19 protein-coding genes are annotated in these 21,269 nt (G+C 65.3%); 3 read left to right on the forward strand and 16 right to left on the reverse strand.

Going from position 1 to position 21,269, the window contains the following annotated elements; genetic code table 11:
- Positions 1-83: 83 nt before the first annotated feature.
- Together ACQCSW_RS14085 and hflX are read right to left on the reverse strand one after the other, a co-directional pair.
- Positions 84-2,141, reverse strand: coding sequence for an ATP-dependent DNA helicase (locus ACQCSW_RS14085; protein ID WP_426986820.1), 2,058 nt, complete (start codon positions 2,139-2,141; stop codon positions 84-86).
- A complete protein-coding gene (gene hflX / locus ACQCSW_RS14090) occupies positions 2,134-3,699 on the reverse strand; it encodes a GTPase HflX (protein ID WP_426986822.1) in 1,566 nt (521 codons plus the stop codon). Before hflX ends, ACQCSW_RS14085 begins: the two co-directional genes overlap by 8 nt.
- A gap of 442 nt (positions 3,700-4,141) precedes the next feature.
- Between hflX and ACQCSW_RS14095 the strand changes: the two genes are divergently transcribed.
- Positions 4,142-4,756, forward strand: coding sequence for a class I SAM-dependent methyltransferase (locus ACQCSW_RS14095; RefSeq protein WP_426986824.1), 615 nt, complete (start codon positions 4,142-4,144; stop codon positions 4,754-4,756).
- Here ACQCSW_RS14095 and dapF read toward each other — a convergent pair.
- From dapF to ACQCSW_RS14125, 6 genes are all read right to left on the reverse strand, one after another.
- Positions 4,737-5,681, reverse strand: coding sequence for a diaminopimelate epimerase (gene dapF, locus ACQCSW_RS14100; protein ID WP_426986826.1), 945 nt, complete (start codon positions 5,679-5,681; stop codon positions 4,737-4,739). The genes ACQCSW_RS14095 and dapF overlap by 20 nt on opposite strands.
- A 9-nt stretch (positions 5,682-5,690) precedes the next feature.
- Positions 5,691-6,587 carry a tRNA (adenosine(37)-N6)-dimethylallyltransferase MiaA gene (gene miaA, locus ACQCSW_RS14105; RefSeq protein WP_426986828.1) on the reverse strand — a complete coding sequence of 299 codons (897 nt, stop codon included), beginning with the start codon at positions 6,585-6,587 and terminating at the stop codon, positions 5,691-5,693.
- Positions 6,588-6,590: 3 nt separating this feature from the next.
- Complete coding sequence (miaB, locus tag ACQCSW_RS14110; RefSeq protein ID WP_426986830.1) at positions 6,591-8,141, reverse strand: tRNA (N6-isopentenyl adenosine(37)-C2)-methylthiotransferase MiaB; 1,551 nt, start codon at positions 8,139-8,141, stop codon at positions 6,591-6,593.
- A gap of 59 nt (positions 8,142-8,200) precedes the next feature.
- Positions 8,201-8,704: a regulatory protein RecX gene (locus ACQCSW_RS14115; RefSeq protein ID WP_426990703.1), complete on the reverse strand. Its 504-nt coding sequence runs from the start codon at positions 8,702-8,704 to the stop codon at positions 8,201-8,203.
- A gap of 184 nt (positions 8,705-8,888) precedes the next feature.
- Positions 8,889-9,947, reverse strand: a complete 1,059-nt coding sequence (gene recA, locus ACQCSW_RS14120; protein WP_111906476.1) for a recombinase RecA — start codon at positions 9,945-9,947, stop codon at positions 8,889-8,891.
- Positions 9,948-10,181: 234 nt separating this feature from the next.
- Positions 10,182-10,406 (reverse strand): DUF3046 domain-containing protein, encoded by a 225-nt coding sequence (locus ACQCSW_RS14125; protein WP_426986833.1) that lies wholly within the window; start codon positions 10,404-10,406, stop codon positions 10,182-10,184.
- A 41-nt stretch (positions 10,407-10,447) separates the two neighbouring features.
- On the opposite strand from ACQCSW_RS14125, the gene ACQCSW_RS14130 reads away from it, so the two are divergent.
- Positions 10,448-11,005: a MarR family winged helix-turn-helix transcriptional regulator gene (locus ACQCSW_RS14130; protein ID WP_426986835.1), complete on the forward strand. Its 558-nt coding sequence runs from the start codon at positions 10,448-10,450 to the stop codon at positions 11,003-11,005.
- Between the two features lie 76 nt (positions 11,006-11,081).
- On the opposite strand, the gene ACQCSW_RS14135 is transcribed toward ACQCSW_RS14130, so the two are convergent.
- The 8 genes from ACQCSW_RS14135 to ACQCSW_RS14170 all read right to left on the reverse strand — a co-directional run bounded on the left by ACQCSW_RS14135 (position 11,082) and on the right by ACQCSW_RS14170 (position 19,922).
- The gene (locus tag ACQCSW_RS14135; RefSeq protein WP_111906474.1) at positions 11,082-11,534 is read right to left on the reverse strand and encodes a helix-turn-helix domain-containing protein; all 453 of its coding nucleotides are present in this window, start codon (positions 11,532-11,534) and stop codon (positions 11,082-11,084) included.
- A gap of 152 nt (positions 11,535-11,686) precedes the next feature.
- A complete protein-coding gene (locus ACQCSW_RS14140; protein ID WP_426986837.1) occupies positions 11,687-12,166 on the reverse strand; it encodes a CinA family protein in 480 nt (159 codons plus the stop codon).
- A gap of 9 nt (positions 12,167-12,175) precedes the next feature.
- Positions 12,176-12,811 carry a CDP-diacylglycerol--glycerol-3-phosphate 3-phosphatidyltransferase gene (gene pgsA / locus ACQCSW_RS14145; RefSeq protein ID WP_426986839.1) on the reverse strand — a complete coding sequence of 212 codons (636 nt, stop codon included), beginning with the start codon at positions 12,809-12,811 and terminating at the stop codon, positions 12,176-12,178.
- Positions 12,812-12,820: 9 nt separating this feature from the next.
- Positions 12,821-15,742, reverse strand: a complete 2,922-nt coding sequence (locus tag ACQCSW_RS14150; protein ID WP_426986841.1) for a DNA translocase FtsK — start codon at positions 15,740-15,742, stop codon at positions 12,821-12,823.
- A 130-nt stretch (positions 15,743-15,872) separates the two neighbouring features.
- On the reverse strand, positions 15,873-17,564 hold the full coding sequence (locus ACQCSW_RS14155) for a ribonuclease J (protein WP_111906470.1): 1,692 nt from the start codon (positions 17,562-17,564) through the stop codon (positions 15,873-15,875).
- Between the two features lie 41 nt (positions 17,565-17,605).
- Complete coding sequence (gene dapA / locus ACQCSW_RS14160) at positions 17,606-18,514, reverse strand: 4-hydroxy-tetrahydrodipicolinate synthase (protein ID WP_426986843.1); 909 nt, start codon at positions 18,512-18,514, stop codon at positions 17,606-17,608.
- A gap of 125 nt (positions 18,515-18,639) precedes the next feature.
- On the reverse strand, positions 18,640-19,386 hold the full coding sequence (locus ACQCSW_RS14165) for a carbon-nitrogen hydrolase family protein (protein ID WP_426986845.1): 747 nt from the start codon (positions 19,384-19,386) through the stop codon (positions 18,640-18,642).
- Positions 19,387-19,406: 20 nt separating this feature from the next.
- Positions 19,407-19,922, reverse strand: a complete 516-nt coding sequence (locus ACQCSW_RS14170; RefSeq protein WP_426986847.1) for a hypothetical protein — start codon at positions 19,920-19,922, stop codon at positions 19,407-19,409.
- Between the two features lie 106 nt (positions 19,923-20,028).
- Here ACQCSW_RS14170 and ACQCSW_RS14175 point away from each other — a divergent pair, with 106 nt between their 5' ends.
- Positions 20,029-21,264 carry a heparan-alpha-glucosaminide N-acetyltransferase domain-containing protein gene (locus ACQCSW_RS14175; protein WP_426986849.1) on the forward strand — a complete coding sequence of 412 codons (1,236 nt, stop codon included), beginning with the start codon at positions 20,029-20,031 and terminating at the stop codon, positions 21,262-21,264.
- The last annotated feature ends 5 nt before the right edge of the window (positions 21,265-21,269 follow it).

Here is a 21,269-nt window from a genome sequence, read left to right on the forward strand (position 1 = left end):
CGGGCCCTGCACGCCCCGGCCAGGACGAGGGTGCGCTGCGGGACGGGGCCCGGCTTGCAAGGCCATACCGGGTCCGCGTTCAGTCAGGCGCCCTTCCCGGCCAGCCTCTCCAGGGCTGCGAACGCTGTCCTGCGGTCCGTGGTGGGCCAGAACGGCGGCAGTGCGGCGCGGAGGAATCCGGCGTAGCGCTCGGTGGCAAGCCGGGAATCAAGCACGGCCACCACGCCTTTGTCTCCGGTTGAACGGATCAGCCTGCCCGCGCCCTGGGCCAGGCGGATGGCCGCGTGGGTCGCCGATACCGCCATAAAGCCGTTTCCGCCGGCCTGCGCAACGGCGCGGGACCGCGCGGTCATCAGCGGATCATCCGGCCGCGGGAACGGAATGCGGTCGATCACCACGAGCCGGCATGATCCACCCGGAACATCAACACCCTGCCACAGGGACATGGTTCCGAAGAGGCAGGTATCGGGCTCGTCCGCGAACTGCTTCACGAGTGCCGTCATGGTGGAGTCGCCCTGGCAGAGAATGCTGAGGCCGAGCCGGGGACGCATCGCCTCCGCGGCCTCCTCAGCGGCACGGCGCGATGAAAAGAGACACAGGGCGCCGCCGCCGGACGCCCGGATCAGCGCCTCAAGTTCATCGAGTGCCTCCGGCGACGCCCCGCGGCCTGGCTTGGGGAGGTGCCCTGCGACGTAAAGGATCCCCTGTTTGGGATAATCAAAGGGCGATCCGACGTCGATCCCGGTCCAGCTCGGCGCACCCTCCCCCACCAGCCCCAAGCCTCCGGCGGCCGGTTCAAAGGCTGAGCCGATGGCAAGCGTTGCCGAGGTCAGCACCACGGTGTGGCCGGCGAAAAGCCCTTCGCGGAGCTTGCCGGCAACGCTGAGCGGCGCGATGTTGACCAGGGCCGGAGCTGACTCGTCGGGCTGCGCATAGCCCTGTTGCGGATCGAAGGAACTTGCGCGGGAAAACCACACCACTTCACGGTTTTCACGGGCCCCGATGAGCCGTTCACACAGTTCGAGGATCAGCATCAGGCGTGACCGGGCGAGCTGCCGCCCGCCGTCGGCCGTTTGGCTGCCGTCGCCCTTGGAATCGGACAGGGCAGCCCGGCAGGCCTCACGCAACTGGTCCACGCAGTCCAGCTGTTCGTCGTTGAGGCCGTTGGGGAGCAGCCCGTTGGGCACCCCGGCCAAGGCGAGTTCCAGGTTGGCGGCAGCTGCGTTGAGGGCATCTACCGTGATGGCCGTGTGTTTCCGCGCGCCCGACGCCGCAGCGTGGACCATTGCCACGGAGAGTTGCCCCGACACCGCACCGGTGACCCGGTCCTGCAGTTCGTGGGCCTCATCCACCACCACAACGTCGTATTCGGGAAGCACTGCGAGGCCTTCAAACGCGCTGACGGCGAGCATGGCATGGTTGGTGACCACAACGTCAGCCTCGGCGGCGTCGTGGCGCGCCAGTTCACTGAAACATTCGGCTGCCATCGGGCATTTTTGGGCCCCCAGGCATTCCATGGACGTAACAGAAACTTGCCGCCACGCCCGGTCGGTAACACCGGGAAGCAGTTCATCACGGTCGCCCGTGGTGGTCTTTTCCGCCCACTCGCGCAGGCGCACCACTTCCTTCCCCAGCTGGGACGACGGCCCGCCCAATGCAGCGGCGAAATGCGGGACACTGGTGTCTTCGCCGAGGGAGAACAGCTGGCCCTCGGCGGGTTCCTCGGAGGGGAACCCGCCTTCGAGCTTGTGCTGGCACACATAGTTGGAGCGGCCCTTGACCAGGGCCACCTTGACCGGGCGGTCCAGGGCAGGGGTGATGGTCTTCAGCAGTCGGGGAAGGTCGCGCCCCACAATCTGGGTCTGCAGCGCAAGCGTGGCTGTGGACACCAGTGTGGGCTTGTTGCTCACGAGCGAGTGCGCAATGAGCGGAATCAGATAGGCCAGCGACTTTCCGGTCCCCGTTCCGGCCTGAACCAGGAGGTGGTCGCCCGTTTCGATGGCCTTGGCCACCTGCCTGGCCATCTCGTGCTGCCCACTGCGGCTTTGACCGCCCATGCCAGCCACGGCGCGGTCGAGCAATTCGATCACGAACTGTTCGCTGGCCGTACCTTTGACTTCCCCCGCCGCGACCTCAGTCATGGTTGATGAAGGATTCCAGTTCAGCCGCAAGGCCCTCGCGCACCATCACCAAAACGCGGGTACCGTGCTCGCCGTGATCCAGGCTCAGGATCTCGGCATCGGTCTCGTGTAGTTTGCTGATCAGGTCACCGCGATCGTAGGGAATAAGGAGCTCCAGCTTCACGCTGGGCCGCGGAATCCCTTCACTGATGGCCCGCAGCAGTTCGGCGATCCCCTGGCCTGTGCGGGCCGAGACCACCACGTGGCGCGGCTCGCGCTGCTTGAGGCGCTCCACCACAAACGGATCAGCGGCATCGGCCTTGTTCAGGACAATGATCTCGGGCACCTTGCGGGCATCCACTTCGCTGAAGACCTTGCGGACTGCAGCAATCTGGCCCTCGGGGTCCGGATGGGAAACATCCACCACGTGCAGAATCAGATCCGCGTCAGCCACTTCCTCCAACGTGGAGCGGAAGGCCTCCACCAACTGGGTGGGCAGTGAACGGACAAAACCCACGGTGTCCGCCAGGGTGTACCCGAGGCCATCGGAGGTCTCGGCCTTTCGCACGGTGGGATCCAGGGTGGCGAACAGTGCGTTCTCCACCAGCACGCCGGCGTCGGTCAGCCTGTTCAGCAGCGATGATTTCCCGGCGTTGGTGTACCCGGCAATCGCAACGGAAGGCACCGAATTACGACGGCGGTTGGCCCGCTTGGTTTCCCTTGCCGGCTTCATCGCTGCGATCTCCCGCCGCAGCTTGGCCATGCGGGTGCGGATCCGGCGGCGGTCCAGTTCGATTTTCGTTTCACCCGGTCCGCGCGAACCCATGCCGGCGCCCGCGCCGCCCACCTGGCCACCGGCCTGGCGGGACATCGATTCGCCCCAGCCACGCAGGCGTGGCAGGAGGTATTCGAGCTGCGCCAGCTCCACTTGGGCCTTGCCTTCACGGCTCTTGGCGTGCTGGGCGAAGATGTCCAGGATCAGGGCCGTGCGGTCAATGACTTTGACCTTGACAATGTCCTCAAGGCTACGGCGCTGGGACGGTGCCAGCTCGGCATCCACCACAACGGTGTCAGCCCCGGTGGCCGTCACGATTTCCTTGAGCTCAAGGGCCTTTCCGGAACCCAGGAATGTGCCCGGGTCCGGTTTGGCACGGCGCTGCACCATCCCGTCCAGGACTTCCGAGCCTGCTGTTTCGGCGAGGGCGGCGAGTTCACGCAGGGAATTTTCCGCGTCCGCCAAGGTGCCTTCGGACCATAGCCCGGCCAGGACCACACGTTCGAGCCGCAGCTGCCGGTATTCGACTTCGGTGACATCTTCGAGTTCGGTGGACAGGCCGGCCACACGCCGCAGGGCCCGGCGTTCCTCCCGGTCCTGCTGGTCGCCGTCGTAGCTGGTGTGTTCGTCGTCCAGGCGGGAGATCGCCTGTGCCCTGCCGAACACGGCCTTGTCACCGTCTGCGGCGGTGACGTTCCTGGCCGGTACGTCCTTGGCGAGAATCCGGTCGATGACAGCTTGGATCTCTTCGGGACTCATGTCCTGGGCTGCTGGATCGGAACCGGTGTTGGGCTGGCTGGTCATGGTCTCCTTTGAAGATTCGGCATTTTCAGAATAGTGCCGATCGTTGGTCAGTGGTGAAGTATTCGCGCTGGGCTGACGGCTTGCAGTCATCCGGGCCTCCTGGTCTGCTGTGCGCGCCGGTCAGGACCGTGGCGCGCAGGGAGTCTTCGCATCCGGGAGATGCGTGGAGTGGTGGAAAGCGCGGGCAAAACAGCAAGGGACCGGCAGCGGCAGATCGCTCGAGTATTGCCCGGCGGCATAACAGGTACGAAAGACCTGTTGTGTGGCGCACTTGCGGAAGGTTAATACCTGCATCGCTGCGGGGCACGGCTTCGGGACAGGCGGCGTCGGGTGGACACCGGCAGTGCCGGCTACTCGAAGATCAAGAACATGGGTTCAAGATTAGCAGAAGCGGTGGCCGCGGTTTCGCATTGTCCACCCCGGCCAACTAATCTGGCCAGTTATGGAGTCTGCACACTATTTCAGCGCAACGCCCGCCGGGCCGTTCACCCGCAAGCCGCTCACAGTGGAACTGGCCGGCGAGACGCGCACGCTGCAGACGTCCGGCGGCATCTTCAGCCCCGACGGCGTCGACAAGGGGACGGCGGTGCTCCTGGCTGAGGTCCCGGCTCCGGACCCCACAGGCAACCTCCTTGACATCGGCTGCGGCTGGGGGCCCATTGCCCTGACGCTCGCGTTGCGGGCGCCGCATGCCAAGGTGTACGCCGTGGATGTCAATGAACGCTGCATCACGCTGACCAATGAGAATGCGGCCCTGCTGGGCCTGGGCAACGTGCTGGCCAGCACGCCTGACGCGGTGGACCCGGGACTGCGCTTTGACACGATCTGGTCCAATCCGCCCATCCGGATCGGCAAGGATGAACTCCACAGTCTCCTGAAGATGTGGCTGCCCCGGCTGGCGCCGGGCGGCTCCGCGTGGCTGGTGGTCCAAAAGAACCTGGGCTCTGATTCGCTGCAGCGCTGGCTCTCGACGGAGCTGGATGCATCGTTCACCGTAAGCCGAGAGTCCACGTCCAAGTCCTTCCGGATGCTTCGGGTCAGGAAAGCGTCCCGGTAGCGACAATCTCGGCGGGCCCGCTGAGCTCGACGTGCTCGTGCCCGCCCGCCCCGGCGAAGAACTTGACCCCTACGACGCCGCCCGGCACGTTGACCTGCCAGGAATCCGGCGCTTCCGCCCCTGCCCAGTGCCGGATGGCCACTGCGGCGGCGCACGCGCCTGTTCCGCAGGACTGGGTTTCGCCCACGCCCCGCTCATGGACGCGCATGGTGACGGTGCCGATCCCGTTGTGGACCAGCGGTTCAGAAGGCACTACGAATTCAACGTTGGTTCCATTGGCGGGCACCGGATCGACCTGCGGAGCCGTGTATAGCCTGGTGGCTTCCAGTTCGGATAGTTCCGCCAGTGCCACCACGGTGTGCGGGTTACCCATGCTGACTGACAGGGCCGGGCGGGGCACCTCCAAGCCGTCCGCGGTTACCAGCGAATCCATGGCTTTGGCGGTCGCGTCGCCGGGGAAAATGAATTCCCACGGCCCCATGTCCACCGCGTAGCTGTCCCCTGTCCGGACCACGGTCTTGACGCCGCCGCGCGTCCCGATGGTGAGCGCACCGCCGTCGGGCAGGTCTACCAGGCCCTCGGCACGCAGGAAGTGCACAAAAACGCGGACCCCGTTGCCGCACATTTCCGACAGGGAGCCGTCGCCATTGCGGTAGTCCATGAACCATTCGGACTCGGGGCTGCTAAGGAGCAGCTCGCGGCCTTCGGAGAGGTACCGGGAGGGGACGGCCCGGATCAGGCCGTCGCCGCCGATCCCGCGGTGACGGTCGCAGAGCGCGGCTACCCGGTCGGCGTCGATGGTGTGGACGCCGTCGGGATCAGCGATCAGCACAAAGTCGTTGCCTGTTCCATGGCCCTTGGAGAAGCGGAGACCGCCCAATGTTCCGAAGGCGGGCTCTGTGATCTCTGCGGGAGTTGCATCCATGGTCCTAGATTACCGGCTGAGAGCCACGGCCTGGGCCGCAAGGTCCGGCGCTTGCCAGTCCAGCCAGGTGATGCGAGGATCGGCACGGAACCACGTGAGCTGGCGCCTGGCGAACTGCCGGGTGGCCACAATGGTGTCCTCGGCAGCCTCGGTAACTGTTGAGCCGCCGTCGAGCACTTTCAGGAACTGGGCATAGCCCAGCGCCCGCGGCGCAGTTTTGCCACCGCGGAGACCCGCCGCGTCCAGCCGGCGCACTTCCGCCAACAGCCCCTTGTCCACCATGTTGTGGACGCGCAGAGCCAACCGTTCGCGCAGGACGTCGCGGTCCACCGCCAGCCCGATCTGGACGGCAAGCTGGAAATACTCCCGCTGCGGCATAAAGGAGCTGAAGGGCCGGCCGGTGAGCTCGTGGACTTCGAGCGCCCTGATGATCCGGCGCGAATCGGAGACACGGCCCGCGGACACCGGATCCACCTCCCGGAGCCGCGCCAGGAGGGCATCCTGGCCGACTTCATCAAGCTCAGCCTCAAGCTGCCGCCGGAGGACATGATCCGTGCCGGGAAATTCGAGGACATCGAGGGCAGCCCGCACGTAGAGACCCGAACCGCCCGCCAGAATGGCGCGCTTGCCGCGGGCATGGATGTCGCAGATGAGGCTCCGGGCCTGCTGCTGGAAGTCTGAAACGCTGGCTTCCTCCGTGACGTCCAGGATGTCCAGAAGGTGATGGCGAACGCCCTTGCGTTCTGCCGGCGTGATCTTGGCGGTGCCGATGTCCATCCCGCGATAGAACTGCATGGCATCGGCGTTGATGACCTCGCCGTCCAGCTCCAGCGCAAGGCTCACGGCCAGATCGGACTTGCCCGACCCCGTGGGACCAACAACAGCAATAACCGGAGGCTGGGCCACCGGTCAGCGGCTCCGGACCGGCAGCGTGGGCATACCCAGCGAGACCCCGGTCCGTCCGCCGCCACCGCCTGCGGCAGCCGGAACGGGAGCGCCGCACGAATCTGCCTGGGACCTGTCCCAGGCATCCCCAGCGCGGGAGCGTCGCAGGCTGTAGTCCTGCACCGACGGGTCCGCCACAAGGTGGAAGGCTGCCGCTTCGGTGATGGTCACGGTGACCAGGTCCCCGGGTCGTGGCGCCTGTGCCCCATCGGGAACAGAGAAGTGCACCAGCCGCTGGTCCTGGGACCGGCCGGACAGCCTGTGGGTTTCTTCGGACTTGCGCCCTGAATGGGCAGTGACCATCACCTCTACCCGGCGGCCAAGCTGCCTGGCGTTTTCCTCGGCAGCAATCCTGTCCTGCAGCGCGGTCAAGCGTTCAAATCGCTCCTGGACCACGGCCTTGGGAAGCTGGTCCGGCAGGTCCGCGGCCGGAGTACCGGGACGCTTCGAGTACTGGAAGGTGAAAGCGGTAGCGAAGCGCGACTGCTCCACAACATCGAGGGTGGCTTGGAAGTCTTCCTCGGTTTCGCCGGGGAAGCCGACAATGATGTCGGTGGAGATGGCGGCGTGCGGGATCTTCTCGCGGACCTTGTCCAGGATGCCGAGGAATTTGGTGGATCGGTAGGACCGTTTCATGTCCTTCAGGACTTTGTCGGACCCGGACTGCAGCGGCATGTGCAGCTGCGGCATCACGTTGGGGGTTTCGGCCATGGCGTCAATGACGTCGTCGGTGAAGGCGGCGGGGTGGGGGCTGGTGAAGCGGACCCGTTCCAGGCCCTTGATCTCACCGCACGCGCGTAGGAGTTTGGAGAACGCCTGCCGGTCACCGAACTCCACGCCGTAGGAATTCACGTTCTGGCCCAGCAGGGTGACTTCGATGGCGCCGTCATCCACCAGGGCCTGGATTTCAGCCAGGATGTCGCCCGGGCGGCGGTCCTTTTCCTTCCCGCGCAGGGCCGGGACGATGCAGAAGGTGCAGGTGTTGTTGCAACCGACCGAGATGGACACCCAGCCGGAATACACCGAGTCACGCTTGGTGGGCAGCGTGGAGGGGAAGACGTCCAGGGATTCGAGGATCTCCAGCTGGGCTTCGTTGTTGTGCCGGGCCCGGTCCAACAGTGCCGGGAGCGCCCCGACGTTGTGGGTGCCGAAGACAGCGTCCACCCAGGGAGCCTTTTTCAGGATGGTCTCGCGGTCCTTCTGGGCCAGGCAGCCTCCCACGGCGATCTGCATCCCCGGGTTGGCCGCCTTGACCGGGGCCAGCATGCCCAGGTTGCCGTAGAGCTTGTTGTCCGCGTTTTCCCGGACGGCGCAGGTGTTGAACACCACGACGTCGGCCGGCTCACCGCTGGCCGGTATGTAGCCCGCGTCCTCGAGCATGCCTGCCATCCTCTCCGAATCATGCACGTTCATCTGGCAGCCAAACGTGCGCACCTGATAGGTGCGGGGCTGCCGGAGGGCAGGGTCGGCTGGCGGGGCGGTACCGGATGCGGGGGAAGGAATGGTCAAACTCACCTGTTAAGGGTACCGGGTCGCTCAGGTTGCCGGATCGGCGGAGGCGCCGCTCCGGCGGCCTATGGATCCAGCAGGCCGTCCGGTGGCTCTGCCTGGCTATCTGCACGTGCGTCGAGCACCTCTCCGACGATCCGGAACGCCTGCGACGGCTGATAGCCCTTGCGGGCCAGCATTGACGCCAACCGCCGGGTGGTCTTGTCCCGCTCAGCGCGGTCCGACAAATCTGTGCCTGCCCGGAGCTTCCGCTCCACCAGGAGCCGGGCAGACACTTCCTCGTCCGCGTCGGAAAGCTGTTCCAGGGCGGCGGCAGCGGTGTCCGCATCAATCCCTTTGTCCGCCAGTTCGCGCCGGAGGGCCCCTTTGGCGAGCTTCCGAGACTGCGACCGGCAGCGCACCCACATGTCGGCGAACTCGGCGTCGTCAATGAGGCGGACCTCCTGGAAGCGGTCCAGGACGGCTTCCGTCACATCCTCCGGAATGTTCCGCTCGGCCAGTTTCCGCGCCAGCTGCAGCCGGCTCTTGGCCGAACTGGTCAGCTGCCGGAGCACGATGGCCCGCGCCACGGACGCGGGATCCGGTTCTGCGTCTGCGTCTGCGTCTGCGGCGATGGCAGCATCCGGATCGGGTCCGTCCGGTCCGAAGCCGTGGCGTCCGCCGCCCCGTCTCCGCTGCCGTCGCCCCGATCCGGCGTCCTGCCCGGCGGCACGCCATCCGGCGCTCTGCCCGGCCGTCAGGTCAGGGGCGTCCCTAGAAGCCGTCAACAGCCTTCAGCTTCGGTGTCTCTTTGGCCTCGGCTTCGGCGGGCTTGACTACCCCGACACCAAGCTTCTCCTTGATCAGGCGCTCCAGTTCGGTTGCCAGCTCGGGGTTGTCGCGCAGGAACCTGCGGGAGTTCTCCATGCCCTGGCCCAGCTGGTCGCCGTCGTACGTGAACCACGAACCCGACTTTTTGATAATGCCGTGCTCAACGCCCATGTCGATGATGCCGCCCTCGCGGGAAATGCCCTGGCCATAGATGATGTCGAATTCGGCGATCTTGAAGGGCGGGGCCATCTTGTTCTTGACGATCTTGGCTTTGGTGCGGTTACCGACGGAGTCGGCACCTTCTTTGAGCGTCTGGATCCGACGGACGTCGATGCGGATGGACGCGTAGAACTTCAAGGCCTTACCGCCGGTGGTGGTCTCCGGGGAGCCGAAGAACACGCCGATCTTTTCACGGAGCTGGTTGATGAAGATGGCGGTGGTTTTGGTCTGGCTCAGGCGGCCGGTGATCTTTCGCAGCGCCTGGCTCATGAGGCGGGCCTGCAGACCCACGTGGCTGTCGCCCATGTCGCCCTCGATTTCCGCACGCGGCACAAGGGCAGCAACGGAGTCGATGACGATGACGTCCAGCGAGCCGGAGCCGATCAGCATGTCCATGATTTCCAGGGCCTGCTCGCCTGTATCCGGCTGCGAGACCAGGAGGGCGTCCGTATCCACGCCCAGCCGGGCGGCGTATTCAGGGTCCAGGGCGTGCTCGGCATCGATGAAGGCGGCAATGCCGCCCAGGCGCTGCGCGTTGGCAACGGCGTGCAGGGCCACGGTGGTCTTACCCGAAGATTCCGGACCGTAGATCTCCACTACGCGGCCGCGGGGCAGGCCGCCAATTCCCAAAGCCACGTCCAACGCGATGGATCCGGTGGGGATGACCTCGATAGGGGCACGGACTTCATCGCCCAGCCGCATGACCGAGCCCTTGCCGAACTGCTTGTCAATCTGTGCCAGCGCTGCGTCGAGCGCCTTTTGACGATCCGGGGCTGCCGCCATGGTTCACACCTCTAATGCTTTCTCGCTTTGGAGTGGCCTCAGCGGCCATTTCTTGGTCATCTCTGACGCTAATGGCACCCGCTGACATTCTGGCCGGATGACATCGCCTATGTGGATAACCCACTACGAAAAGCATAGCTTTACCCGAACAGATATTCGAACAGATCCGGCGGCGTGTCAGCGCAGAAAGGGGCGCACATGAGCCTGGAGAACGCGGACGCGTTGGTGGCGGCGTCAGTCGCGCAGGGGTTTGACGTCGCGTCCCAGGCGCCGCTCCGGCGGCACATCCTGGACGTCGCAGACGGCCGACCACACATGCCGGGGGCTCACTCCGGCTGCGAGTGCCTGGTCGGCGGTGCGCCCGCCGGCCCCGGCCAGGACCAGGGTGCTGCTCAAAACCCGGGAGTAGCCAGCCCCGAATTCGTCGTCCATAAGCCGCCAATAGTCACTGATCCGCACCAATAGAGTCTCTCACGGTCCCGGACCCTAGAATTGTTGCCATGAGCAACCCTCCTGCGACAGGCCTTCCCGCGACAGGCCTTCCCGCGACGTCCCCTGTGGAGACAGGCACCGACAAGGACACCGTCGATGAAGCCTTGAACACCGTGGAACACCAAATAAGTCTCTTTTGGCGGCGTGCCCGTTCAGTGTCCCATCAGCTCTCCCGGCAGGTGCACCCGGACATGGAGCCGGCGGCCTACGGCCTGCTTGCGGTCATCCGGCGCGAGGGACCCATCCGGTTGACCGACCTCGCCCTGAACATCGGCGTGGGAAAGCCTTCCGTCAGCCGCCAGATCGCCTTCCTGGAAAGCATCGGGTTGGTGTTCAAGGAAGCTGATCCACTGGACGGAAGGGCGCAATCGATCCGCCTCACCGAAAAGGGCGAGGAAAAAATGCATCAGGTCCAGGATGCGCGCCGCCAGGACTTCCGTGAGCGGCTGGGTGAGTGGCCGGTCGGGGAACTGCAGACCCTCGCCGAATACATGGCAAAGCTCAACTCCATCTTTGAACTCGACGGCTGCGCAAAGGACCCGTCCGCCGGCGACACTGCAAAATAGCCACCACACGCAACAAAAGCCTCCGGCCCATGGCCGGAGGCTTTGTTGTACTTCCTGTCTGGCTCCTGCGGACGGCTTACCGTGCGCCGGAAAGCAGGCCCTTGGACAGTTCGTTGTTGAGTTCAGCGCTCAAATCGCGATCAAGGTCGCGGCCATAGCGCTGTGAGAATTCCTGAGGAACGGTGTCCGGAACGGCAACGCCCTCGGCGACGGCGACACGGTCGCTGACTTCCCTGAGCATGCTGGACAGCGGCACGTCCAGGGCTGAGCAGATTGACGAGAGGAGCTCTGATGAAGCTTCCTTCTGGCCGCGCTCTACTTCGCTGAGGTAGCCCAAGGAAACACGGGCACTGTGCGAAACTTCGCGGAGCGTGCGTCCCTGGCGCTGGCGTACATCGCGCAGGACATCACCGATTTCGTGACGGAGGACAACCATCTTCCGCTCCTTCTGTTCGCTCTTGGCCTGATCGGCGAGGCCCACATCCTTCCAGCGGACAACGCCGTTAATGGATACGGGCTGCTTTACCATCTGTATCGCCTTGCTCCCTCATAAGTTCGGTCCGCCGTGGAGCGAACCGTGGTGGTTTATTCATCCTAGGCGCCTCCGCTCTCCGGAAGCGACACAATGTAATAACTAATGGACACCGGGATTTGTTCCCGGCAACTTTACGCCCGGTAGCTTCAGGAAGGCAGGGCCGCGATCAGACCTTCCAGTGCAGCACCACAGGCCTGTCCGCGGATCTCTGCGCGGTTACCCGTGAAGCCGTACTCGACGTAGGATGCACCGGCCGCTGTGGCAACCCCGATGAACACCGTCCCCACCGCCTTGCCGTCATGTTCCTCCGGGCCGGCTACCCCTGTGGTGGCGACGCCGATGTCAGCACGCAGCGCAGTCCTCGCCCCGGCCGCCATGGCCGCTGCTACGGCGCCGTCAACGGACCCGGCGGCGGCCAGCAGCTCTGCCGGAACGCCCAGGACGTCCACTTTGACGGAGTTCTGGTAGGCCACCACGCCGCCTTGGAGCATGCCTGAGGCTCCGGCTGTGTCGGCGAGAACGGCACTGACCATTCCCGCCGTGAGCGACTCCGCGGTCGCCACGGTGCGGCCCGATTCCAGGGCCTTTTTGACTGCCTGTTCCGCCAGGTGGTGAAGGTTGGTCACGTCGGCTCCCTAGTTGCCAGCTGTAGTTTTTCCGGCCCGTTTGCCCTGTGACCGAATTCGCAGGGCTTCAATGACGTATTCGACGCCGGTCCACACCGTGATCAGTACGGCCACCATCATGACGGCGAAAGCCACCCACACAAGCCACGGTGCCAGCGCACCGACTGGCAGGAGGTACAGGAAGATCGCGGCTGTCTGAACGACGGTCTTGAGCTTGCCTCCGCGCGAGGCCGGGATGACACCGTACCGGATGACAAAGAAGCGAAGGGCGGTGATGCCCCATTCCCTGACGAGGATGACGATGGTGACCCACCACGGCAGTTCATTCAGGATGGAGAGCATCACCAGTGCTGAGCCGATGAGGAGCTTGTCGGCGATGGGGTCAGCAATTTTGCCGAAATTGGTGACGAGGCCGCGGCTCCTGGCGATGTCGCCGTCGAGCTTGTCAGTGTAGATGGCGACGGCGAACGCCACCACCGCGGCCCAGCGCCAAGGCCCTGACTCGCTGTTCAGCCCGGGAGCATCGGCGAGGAGGAACCAGACGAAGAAAGGCACCAGGGCGATGCGCAGCATGGTCAGGATGTTGGGAAGATTCCAGATTCCTGGGCTGCTGGAGCCGGCGGGAGTTGCTTCGGTGCTAGTCACACTCCTAGGCTACCGTCCGGTGAGTGACCACGCGTCTTCGGAACCGTCCTCGTCGTCGCCGGAGGTGCCATCGGCGCCGTCGAAGTACTCAACCTTCTGGCTGCGCTGGTCCAGATCCGCCTGCACGAGGTCTTCCGCATAACCGCCCTGGGCGATGTTCGCGTTGGCGTTGTCGCTGAGCGCCGCCGTCTGCGAATCAGCAACTGCCGGCGCGTCCTGGCCCTTCATGGCCGCCAGCACCGAAGCGAGATCGTCCGGCTTCACCAGGACGTCGCGTGCCTTGGACCCTTCGGAGGGGCCAACCACTCCCCTGGACTCGAGGAGGTCCATCAGCCGTCCGGCCTTGGCGAAGCCCACCCGGAGCTTGCGCTGGAGCATCGACGTCGAACCGAACTGTGTGGTGACCACCAGTTCGGTCGCCTGCAGCAGCACGTCCAGATCGTCCCCGATGTCGTCGTCGATCTGCTTTTTTGGCGCCTCGGGGGCGACATCGTGGCGGTAGTCGACTTTGAGCTGGCCCTTGACGTGTTCCACGACCTTGTGGATTTCAGACTCCGTGACCCAGGCGCCCTGGACACGCATGGCCTTGGAGGCACCCATCGGCAGGAACAGCGCATCGCCCTGGCCGATGAGTTTTTCAGCACCGGGCTGGTCAAGGACCACGCGGGAGTCCGTGACGGATGACGTGGCGAAGGCCATCCGGGAAGGCACGTTGGCCTTGATCAGGCCGGTGACGACGTCCACGGAGGGCCGCTGGGTGGCCAGGACCAGGTGGATGCCGGCAGCCCGGGCCAGCTGGGTGATGCGGACGATGGAATCTTCCACGTCGCGCGGGGCCACCATCATCAGGTCGGCGAGCTCGTCAACGATCACCAGCAGGTACGGGTAGGGCCTGATGACGCGTTTGGAGTCCACGGGCGGTTGGACTTTGCCTGCGCGGACTGCCTTGTTGAAGTCATCGATGTGCTTGAACCCGTAGTTGGCGAGGTCGTCGTAACGGGCGTCCATCTCGCGGACCACCCATTGCAGGGCCTCGGCAGCCTTCTTCGGGTTGGTGATGATGGGCGTGATCAGGTGCGGGACGCCTTCGTAGGCGGTCAGTTCCACACGCTTGGGGTCCACCATGACCATGCGGACCTCGTCCGGGGTTGCCCGCATGAGGATCGAGGTGATCATGGAGTTCACGAACGAGGACTTGCCGGCGCCCGTGGCACCTGCGACGAGCAAGTGGGGCATTTTAGCGAGGTTCGCCACGACGTAGCCGCCTTCGACGTCCTTGCCGACACCCATCACCATCGGGTGGTCGGTCCGGCGGGCGTTCTGGCTGCGGAGGACGTCACCGAGTGAGACGGTCTCGCGGTCCGTGTTGGGGATCTCGATACCGATGGCGGACTTGCCCGGGATAGGGCTGAGGATCCGGACGTCGCTGGAAGCAACCGCGTACGAGATGTTCTTGGACAGTGCGGTGACGCGCTCCACCTTGGTGCCCGGGGACAGTTCGATCTCGTACCGAGTGACGGTGGGCCCGCGGCTGAAGCCGGTGACCTGCGCTTCCACGTTGAACTGGTTGAGGGTTTCGGTCAGGGAAGCCACAATCGCGTCGTTGGCTTCGGTGCGCTCCTTGGGGATGGAGCCCGGGGTCAGAACGTCCGACGGCGGCAGGGTGTAGGTGACGTCGCCCGCCAGTGAGAGTTGCTCGGTCCGCTGCGGAATGGGCGCAGGGAGAGGCACGGGTGTGACGGGCTTGGCCGGCACCTGCGCAACGGCGGCGGGGACGGGGTTGAGTGAGCCGGCAGCCACCATTCCGGGTGTGACCAGCGGGATGGCCTCGGTGGCGTTGTCCTCTGCCGGCCCCTTCCCGGCAGCGCCGAGCCCCTGGGCTGCTTTGATTTTTTCGACGGCAATTTCCGCCTGGGTGGGGCGGCGCACGCCGGGAGCGGGGCGCGGTCCACGGCCTGACTTTGCGTCGGCCTCGTCGTCGTCAATGACGGCGTGCTCGAAGGCTTCGTCGCCCACGTAGCCTTCCAGCCCGGCGTCGGACTCGTCGTCCTTACCGAAGAAGCGCCGCTTCTTCTTCCGCGGCGCAGCGGCCGCCCCTTTTTCCTCGAGGTAGCTGCGGTCGTGGCTGTCCCCGGCGTCGCCGGGTTCCTGCAGGTCCAGGCCCATCAGGTGCTCATAGGACACCCGGAGCCGGCGCGGAATGGCTCCGAAGGGAGTGGCGGTAATGATGAGCAGTGAGACGAAGGCCAGCAGGCCGTAGACCACCACGGGCACCGCCGCATGGATGGCCGCGAGGGGTGAGGCGGCCAGGAAGCCGAGCATACCGCCGGCCTGGCGGAGCCCGTCGAAGCCTTCGGCTACGGTGGGCTGCCCGCCCACAACGTGGGCAAGGCCGCAGCCCGCAAAGGTCATGATGAGGAAACCGATCCCCACCCGGTTGTTTCCGCGGCCGTCGTCGGGCTGCCGGAAGAGCCGGAAGGCACACACAAAAAGCATCAGCGGCAAAAGCAGTGACATCCAGCCAAAGGTGCCGTTGACCACGCTGTAGACGGCGTCGGGGAACCAGCCGGTCATTCCCCACCACGCGAAGGTGGCGATGAAGACGCCCAGGGCAAGGTTGAACAGGGCCGCGCCGTCGCGGCGTTCCTCTGCCGGCAGGTCGCTGACATCGGAGCCGATCCTGCGGACGCCGCCGCCGACCAGATGGCCGACGCCCAACCAGGCGCCGCCTACAACGCGCAGGAGCCAGGGCTGCCGCTGTTCGACGGCGGGAAGCTGGCGGGTGCGCGCAGTACCCGCCGATGATCCGGCCCGGCTGCCGGTGCTGCTGGACGCTGTGGCGCCTGCACCGCGGCCCCCCGAGCTGCCGGATTTGGCGCTGGATTTGCCGCCAGCGGCGCCTCGGGGCGCGGGAGTAGTACGAGTGGCCATACGTGCCACGGTACCGGAACTGGCGCGGTTTTCCGCGGATTTCCGGCTGTTCCCGGCCTCATGTTGCGGATGGGAAAGGCCCGGTTCTACAAGAACCGGGCCTTTGCCATTCCGCTTGCCTTCGGGGCTGTTACGCCTCGAGGACCACCGGGATGATCATGGGCTTGCGGCGCAGCTTGCGGTTGACCCAGGTGCCGACGACTCGGCGGACAACCTGCTGAAGCTGGTGGGTGGTGTGGTCCGTGCGGTTGAGCACGGCTTCTTCCAGGGCGGCGTTGATCTTGGGGATGATCTCGTCGAAGACCGAATCGCCTTCGGCCACGCCGCGGGCGTGGATCTCAGGTCCGGAGACAACCTTGCCGGTGGTGCGGTTGATGACGGTGATGATGGAGATGAAGCCTTCGTCGCCGAGCGTCTGGCGGTCTTTGAGGTCCGCTTCCGTGACTTCGCCGACGCTGGAGCCGTCCACGTAGACAAAGCCCACTTCAACCTGGCCCACTACGTCTGCGCGGTGGTCCTTGAGGTCGATCACCGTGCCGTTGTCGGCAAGGATGACGCTGGCGGTGGGGACGCCCGACTCGATGGCGATCTTGCCGTTGGCGATCAGGTGGCGAGTCTCGCCGTGCACGGGCATGGCGTTGAGCGGCTCAAGGATGTTGTAGCAGTAGAGCAGCTCGCCGGCGGCCGCGTGTCCGGAGACGTGCACCTTGGCGTTGCCCTTGTGGATGACGTCCGCGCCGAGCTTGAGCAGGCCGTTGATGATACGGAACACGGCGTTCTCGTTGCCCGGGATGAGGCTGGAGGCCAGAATCACGGTGTCGCCATCGCCCACAACTACGCGGTGGTCGCCGTTGGCCATGCGGGAAAGCGCGGCCATCGGTTCGCCCTGGGAACCAGTGGACATCAGGACCACGCGGTTGTCCGGCAGGTTGTCGATGTTCTTGATGTCCACGAGGAGGCCCTCGGGAACGTCGAGGTAGCCGAGCTTGGCGGCGATGGCCATGTTGCGGACCATGGAGCGGCCCACGAAGGCCACCTTGCGGTTGTGCTTGGCGGCGGCGTCAAGCACCTGCTGGACGCGGTGGACGTGCGAGGAGAAGGACGCCACGATGATGCGCTTGGTGGCCTGGCCGAAGAGCCGTTCCAGCGTGGGGCCGATTTCCTTCTCGGCGGTGGTGAAGCCCGGCACGTCGGCGTTGGTGGAGTCGGACATAAAGAGGTCAACGCCCTCTTCACCCAGCTTGGCGAAGTGCCGGAGGTCGGTGATCCGGCCGTCCAGCGGCAGCTGGTCCATCTTGAAGTCGCCCGTGTGCAGGACAGTGCCGCCGGCCGTGCGGATGAACACTGCCAGTGCGTCGGGGATGGAGTGGTTGACCGCGACAAACTCGCATTCGAAGGGGCCAAACTTTTCGACCTGGCCCTCTTCAACTGTCATCGTGTACGGACGGATCCGGTGTTCCTGCAGCTTGGCCTCGATGAGGGCCAGCGTCAGCTGTGAGCCAACCAGGGGGATGTCGGCGCGGAGCCGCAGGAGGTAGGGAACGGCACCGATGTGGTCCTCGTGGCCGTGGGTAAGGACAACGGCCACGATGTCGTCGAGACGGTTCTCGATGTAAGAGAAATCGGGCAGGATCAGGTCAACGCCGGGCTGGGTCTCCTCCGGGAAGAGGACACCACAGTCCACGATGAGCAGTTTGCCGTCGATTTCGAACACGGCCATGTTCCGGCCGATCTCCCCCAGTCCGCCCAGCGGAACGATCCGAAGGGTGCCTTGCGGCAGGCGTGGAGGCGTGACAAGGCCGGGAAGGGCGGTTTGGGTCATAGTGCACTACTTTCCAGGCGGAAGGGTGCTGGTCTTAGCCCTCAGGGAAAGACCAGCCCCGCTTCCGCCAAATCCTCGCGGATGGTTACGATCTCGGCTTCGTCCGGCTCCACGAGGGGCAAACGGACAATCGAGTTGGGCAGGACTCCCTGCCATTTAAGAATTAGTTTGGCTGCAACGGCTCCCTGGACGCGGGTCATCGTTGCCCTCACGACGGGCAGCAGCTCGACGTTGATCTTACGCGCGGTTTCGAGGTCGTTCGCGTTGATGGCGTCGATCAGTTCGCGGAAGCGGCGCGTTGCGACGTGGGTTGTGACACCCACGAGTCCGACGGCGCCCAAGGACATCCACGGAAGGGTCAGTCCGTCGTCTCCGGAGTAGAAGTACAGGTCCGTCTCTGCCATCACCCGGCTGGCTGCCATGAAATCGGCTTTGGCGTCCTTGACGGCGACGATGTTCGGGTGCTGCGCCAAGCGAATCATGGTTTCGGGCTCGATCGCGATGGAGGAGCGGCCCGGAATATCATACAGCATGACGGGCACATCAGTTGCAGACGCGACGGTCTCGAAGTGTGCGCGGACGCCGGCCTGGCTGGGCTTGTTGTAGTACGGCGTGACGAGCAGCAGGCCGTCGACGCCGAGCGCTGCCGCCTTCTGGGAGAGGTGCACCGAATGTGCGGTGTCGTTCGTCCCGGTGCCGGCGATGATGGCGGCACGGTCTCCCACGGCCTCCTTGACAGCGCGGAACATGCCAAGGTTTTCTTCGTCCGAGAGGGTGGAAGTTTCGCCGGTGGTCCCGGTGACGACCAGGCCGTCGCAGCCATCGTCCACAAGTTTGGTGGCCAGTTCGGCTGCCTGCTTGTAGTCCACTGCGCCATCCTTGGTGAAGGGCGTGACCATGGCGGTCAGGAGCGTACCAAGGGCAGGAGCGGTGGCGGATTTGTGAGGCATGGAAAAAACGTTACCCTGTCGGCGGCTGGTTAGGACAATGGGGGCGGCGTGATACGCGTCAAATAGCGGGCTGCCGTGCCCCAGGAACTGCGGTCACCACCACTGGGAGTCCGACATCCGCAGCGTCAGCGGAATTTCCGCAAGGCACTCCGCTGCAGGACGGCGGTGACCACTTCAGTGCCGGTTCCGGCGGCCTTTTTCAGTTCGAAGCCGTCCGGCCCCCAGAACCCGCTGAGGCCGCAGGACGGGCCCAGCGCGGTGGATCCGCCAAGGTTCGCCAGGATGGCGAACATCCGGTTGTCCATGGCCCTGGCCCCGAGGTGCAGCGCAAGCCGCCGTTCTTCGGCCAGCGTATACAGCGCCGATACGGCATAGATATCCGCGCCGGCCTGGGCTGCCCCGGTGGAGTGGGCAGGAACCGCGGCGTCAAAGCAGATGGCCAGCGCGATCTGCCAGCCATCCAGGTCGATCACGAGTGCACCGTCGCCCGCGGTGAAGACCTCCCGCTCCTGGCCGTGGAGGTGGGTTTTGAAGCCGAGTTCGATGGTGCCGTCGGGGTGGATCACGAGGCTGGCGAGCCGCGGCGTGCCATCAGGTTCCCAATAGGCAGCACCGGCCACGGCGGTGATCCCGGTCCGACGGCAGATTTCGTGGAGATCGCCCAGCCGCGGGTCGCCGTGCTGGAGCCAATAGTAGTCATCGGCCAACTGCGACAGGGTGTACCCCGTCAGCGACAGCTCGGGGAAAACCACCAGCCGGGCACCGTGGGATTCGGCATCTTCGATCAGCCGGACGTGTTCTTGCACATTCGGGATAATCCCGCCTTCCAGCGCCTGGTACTGCACGGCAGAGACGGTCAGGGCATCAGTCACCTCTTTATCCTAGGGCTCGCCTAACCGAGGGAACGCCGCAGATTGGCAGGGCGCTGCAGATTAGCCGGGCGCTGTAGTTCAGCAGGGGGCTGCAGTTCAGCCGGGCGCCGCAACTGAGCGGGAGGCTCGTCAGCCCGTGCCACGCCATCCTGCGGTTTCCCCGGCTGGCAGTACCGGTCCACCCCAGCCTCCCGCAGCCCCTCAGCCCAGGCCGCGAGCCGCTGTGCCGCCCGGACGTAGTGGAACAGCTCAGTGGGCGTCAGGGCATCGAGGTCGGTGTCGGCCAATCTGCGGGCCAGCTCTGCCCCCGCCGGCTGGGCGGTGAGTGTCACGCCTTCGTCCTGCCACTGGATGTCCACAGGGGGTCGACCTGCCACGAGCTGGCGGAAGAGGAAGTCCACAACTCCTGGGCTCATCGCTTTCATCAGACCTGCAGGATGTGCCAAGGCGGCGTCCTGGGCATCCCGGGCGGGGCGCACCGATCCGCCGGCGGTTGGGGATTCCGGAAGCGGTCGCGGCTGGGATGGGGTTTGCATGGTGTTCATATTATTCGAACATATATTCGAACACAAGGTCTACAAGACCGTGTTTCCTGCCGGCTCTTGGCTGCCGTCACAAAGGTTGGTGTGAGAACATCGCCTCATGACGTCCCGCGCCCCGGCAAGACCCTCGCGGGTGCCTCGAACCTCACATGCCGCGGGCCGCCTCCGCGGTATTGACGCAGCCCGGGGGCTGGCGCTCCTTGGCATGATGGCCACGCATCTGCTCCCCACCTTCGAGGCAAACGCCGACCTCACGCCCACGTGGATCGGCCTCACCTTCTCCGGCAGGGCGGCCGCGCTGTTTGCCGTATTGGCTGGCGTGGGACTAGCACTGTCCACCGGAAAGCAGGTACCTCCGGAAGGTACTGCCTTGAACGCAGCCCGCCGCGGCATCGCACTGCGCGCCCTGGTGATTGCCGCCGTCGGGCTCTCACTGGGCGGGCTGGAAGTAAACCTCGCGATCATCCTGGTCCACTACGCCCTGCTGTTCCTGTGCATCCTCCCGTTCCTGGGCCTGAAGCTGAGGGCGCTGTGCGCGTGGGCTGTCGGCTGGATCATGGTTTCCCCGGTGCTCGCCTATCTGCTCCGCCCCTGGCTGATGGCGGCCAACCCTCCCCTGAACCTGGGGCACAACCCGTCCTGGGAAGACCTCTCGACCCCTTTCCGTCTCCTGGGAGACCTGTTCCTGACCGGTTACTACCCGGTGTTCCAGTGGCTGTCATACCTGCTGGTGGGCCTCGTCATCGGACGGCTGGCCCTCACCAAGGCGATGATTCCCGTCCTGCTGCTCTGCAGCGGCGCGGCGGTGGCCGCGTTGGCCAAGGCTTTGGGTACCGCCGCGATGGAGGACTGGGGCGGACGGGCCGCGCTGGAAGCAGTCCTGAACGCGCCCGGCTACCCGTTGGACAGTGTCCTCCAGGTCAATCTCACGGGAATCCGGCAGGAAGGTTCCTGGTGGTGGCTGGCGGCCGCGGCGCCGCATTCGGCCACCACGCTGGACCTTCTGCACACCTGCGGCGTGGCAGCCGCCGTGGTGGGCGTGTTCCTCCTGCTCGGCAGGCTGGCTGACTGGCTGGACCTGGACCTGTTGCTGCCGCTGCGCGGCGCGGGTGCCATGACGCTCACGCTCTACTCAGCGCATGTCTGGGTGGTTTCGGCGTTCTACCTGAAGCCGCTGCCCGCGGGCTGGACCGAGGACGGGATGTACTGGGCGCATGCCGCCACGGCCATCACCGTGGGAATGGTGTTTGTGCTCCTGAAATGGCGGGGCCCGTTGGAGCTGGTGGGCCATGCGGCCAACCACCTGGGGCGCGGCGAGCGGCCCAGCCTGCGCTGACCGGG

The organism is Pseudarthrobacter sp. Y6, from assembly GCF_050156205.1.
In the GTDB taxonomy this organism is placed as follows: domain Bacteria; phylum Actinomycetota; class Actinomycetes; order Actinomycetales; family Micrococcaceae; genus Arthrobacter.

Bases quoted from the DNA above. Each gene is read 5' to 3' on its own strand.
- ACQCSW_RS14150 (WP_426986841.1), bottom strand. From the start codon at position 15,742: ATGGCCACTCGTACTACTCCCGCGCCCCGAGGCGCCGCTGGCGGCAAA.
- ACQCSW_RS14130 (WP_426986835.1), top strand. From the start codon at position 10,448: ATGAGCAACCCTCCTGCGACAGGCCTTCCCGCGACAGGCCTTCCCGCG.
- dapA (WP_426986843.1), bottom strand. From the start codon at position 18,514: ATGCCTCACAAATCCGCCACCGCTCCTGCCCTTGGTACGCTCCTGACC.
- ACQCSW_RS14095 (WP_426986824.1), top strand. From the start codon at position 4,142: ATGGAGTCTGCACACTATTTCAGCGCAACGCCCGCCGGGCCGTTCACC.
- ACQCSW_RS14175 (WP_426986849.1), top strand. From the start codon at position 20,029: ATGACGTCCCGCGCCCCGGCAAGACCCTCGCGGGTGCCTCGAACCTCA.
- ACQCSW_RS14170 (WP_426986847.1), bottom strand. From the start codon at position 19,922: ATGCAAACCCCATCCCAGCCGCGACCGCTTCCGGAATCCCCAACCGCC.
- ACQCSW_RS14155 (WP_111906470.1), bottom strand. From the start codon at position 17,564: ATGACCCAAACCGCCCTTCCCGGCCTTGTCACGCCTCCACGCCTGCCG.
- ACQCSW_RS14085 (WP_426986820.1), bottom strand. From the start codon at position 2,141: ATGACTGAGGTCGCGGCGGGGGAAGTCAAAGGTACGGCCAGCGAACAG.
- ACQCSW_RS14135 (WP_111906474.1), bottom strand. From the start codon at position 11,534: ATGGTAAAGCAGCCCGTATCCATTAACGGCGTTGTCCGCTGGAAGGAT.
- dapF (WP_426986826.1), bottom strand. From the start codon at position 5,681: ATGGATGCAACTCCCGCAGAGATCACAGAGCCCGCCTTCGGAACATTG.
- recA (WP_111906476.1), bottom strand. From the start codon at position 9,947: ATGGCGGCAGCCCCGGATCGTCAAAAGGCGCTCGACGCAGCGCTGGCA.
- hflX (WP_426986822.1), bottom strand. From the start codon at position 3,699: ATGACCAGCCAGCCCAACACCGGTTCCGATCCAGCAGCCCAGGACATG.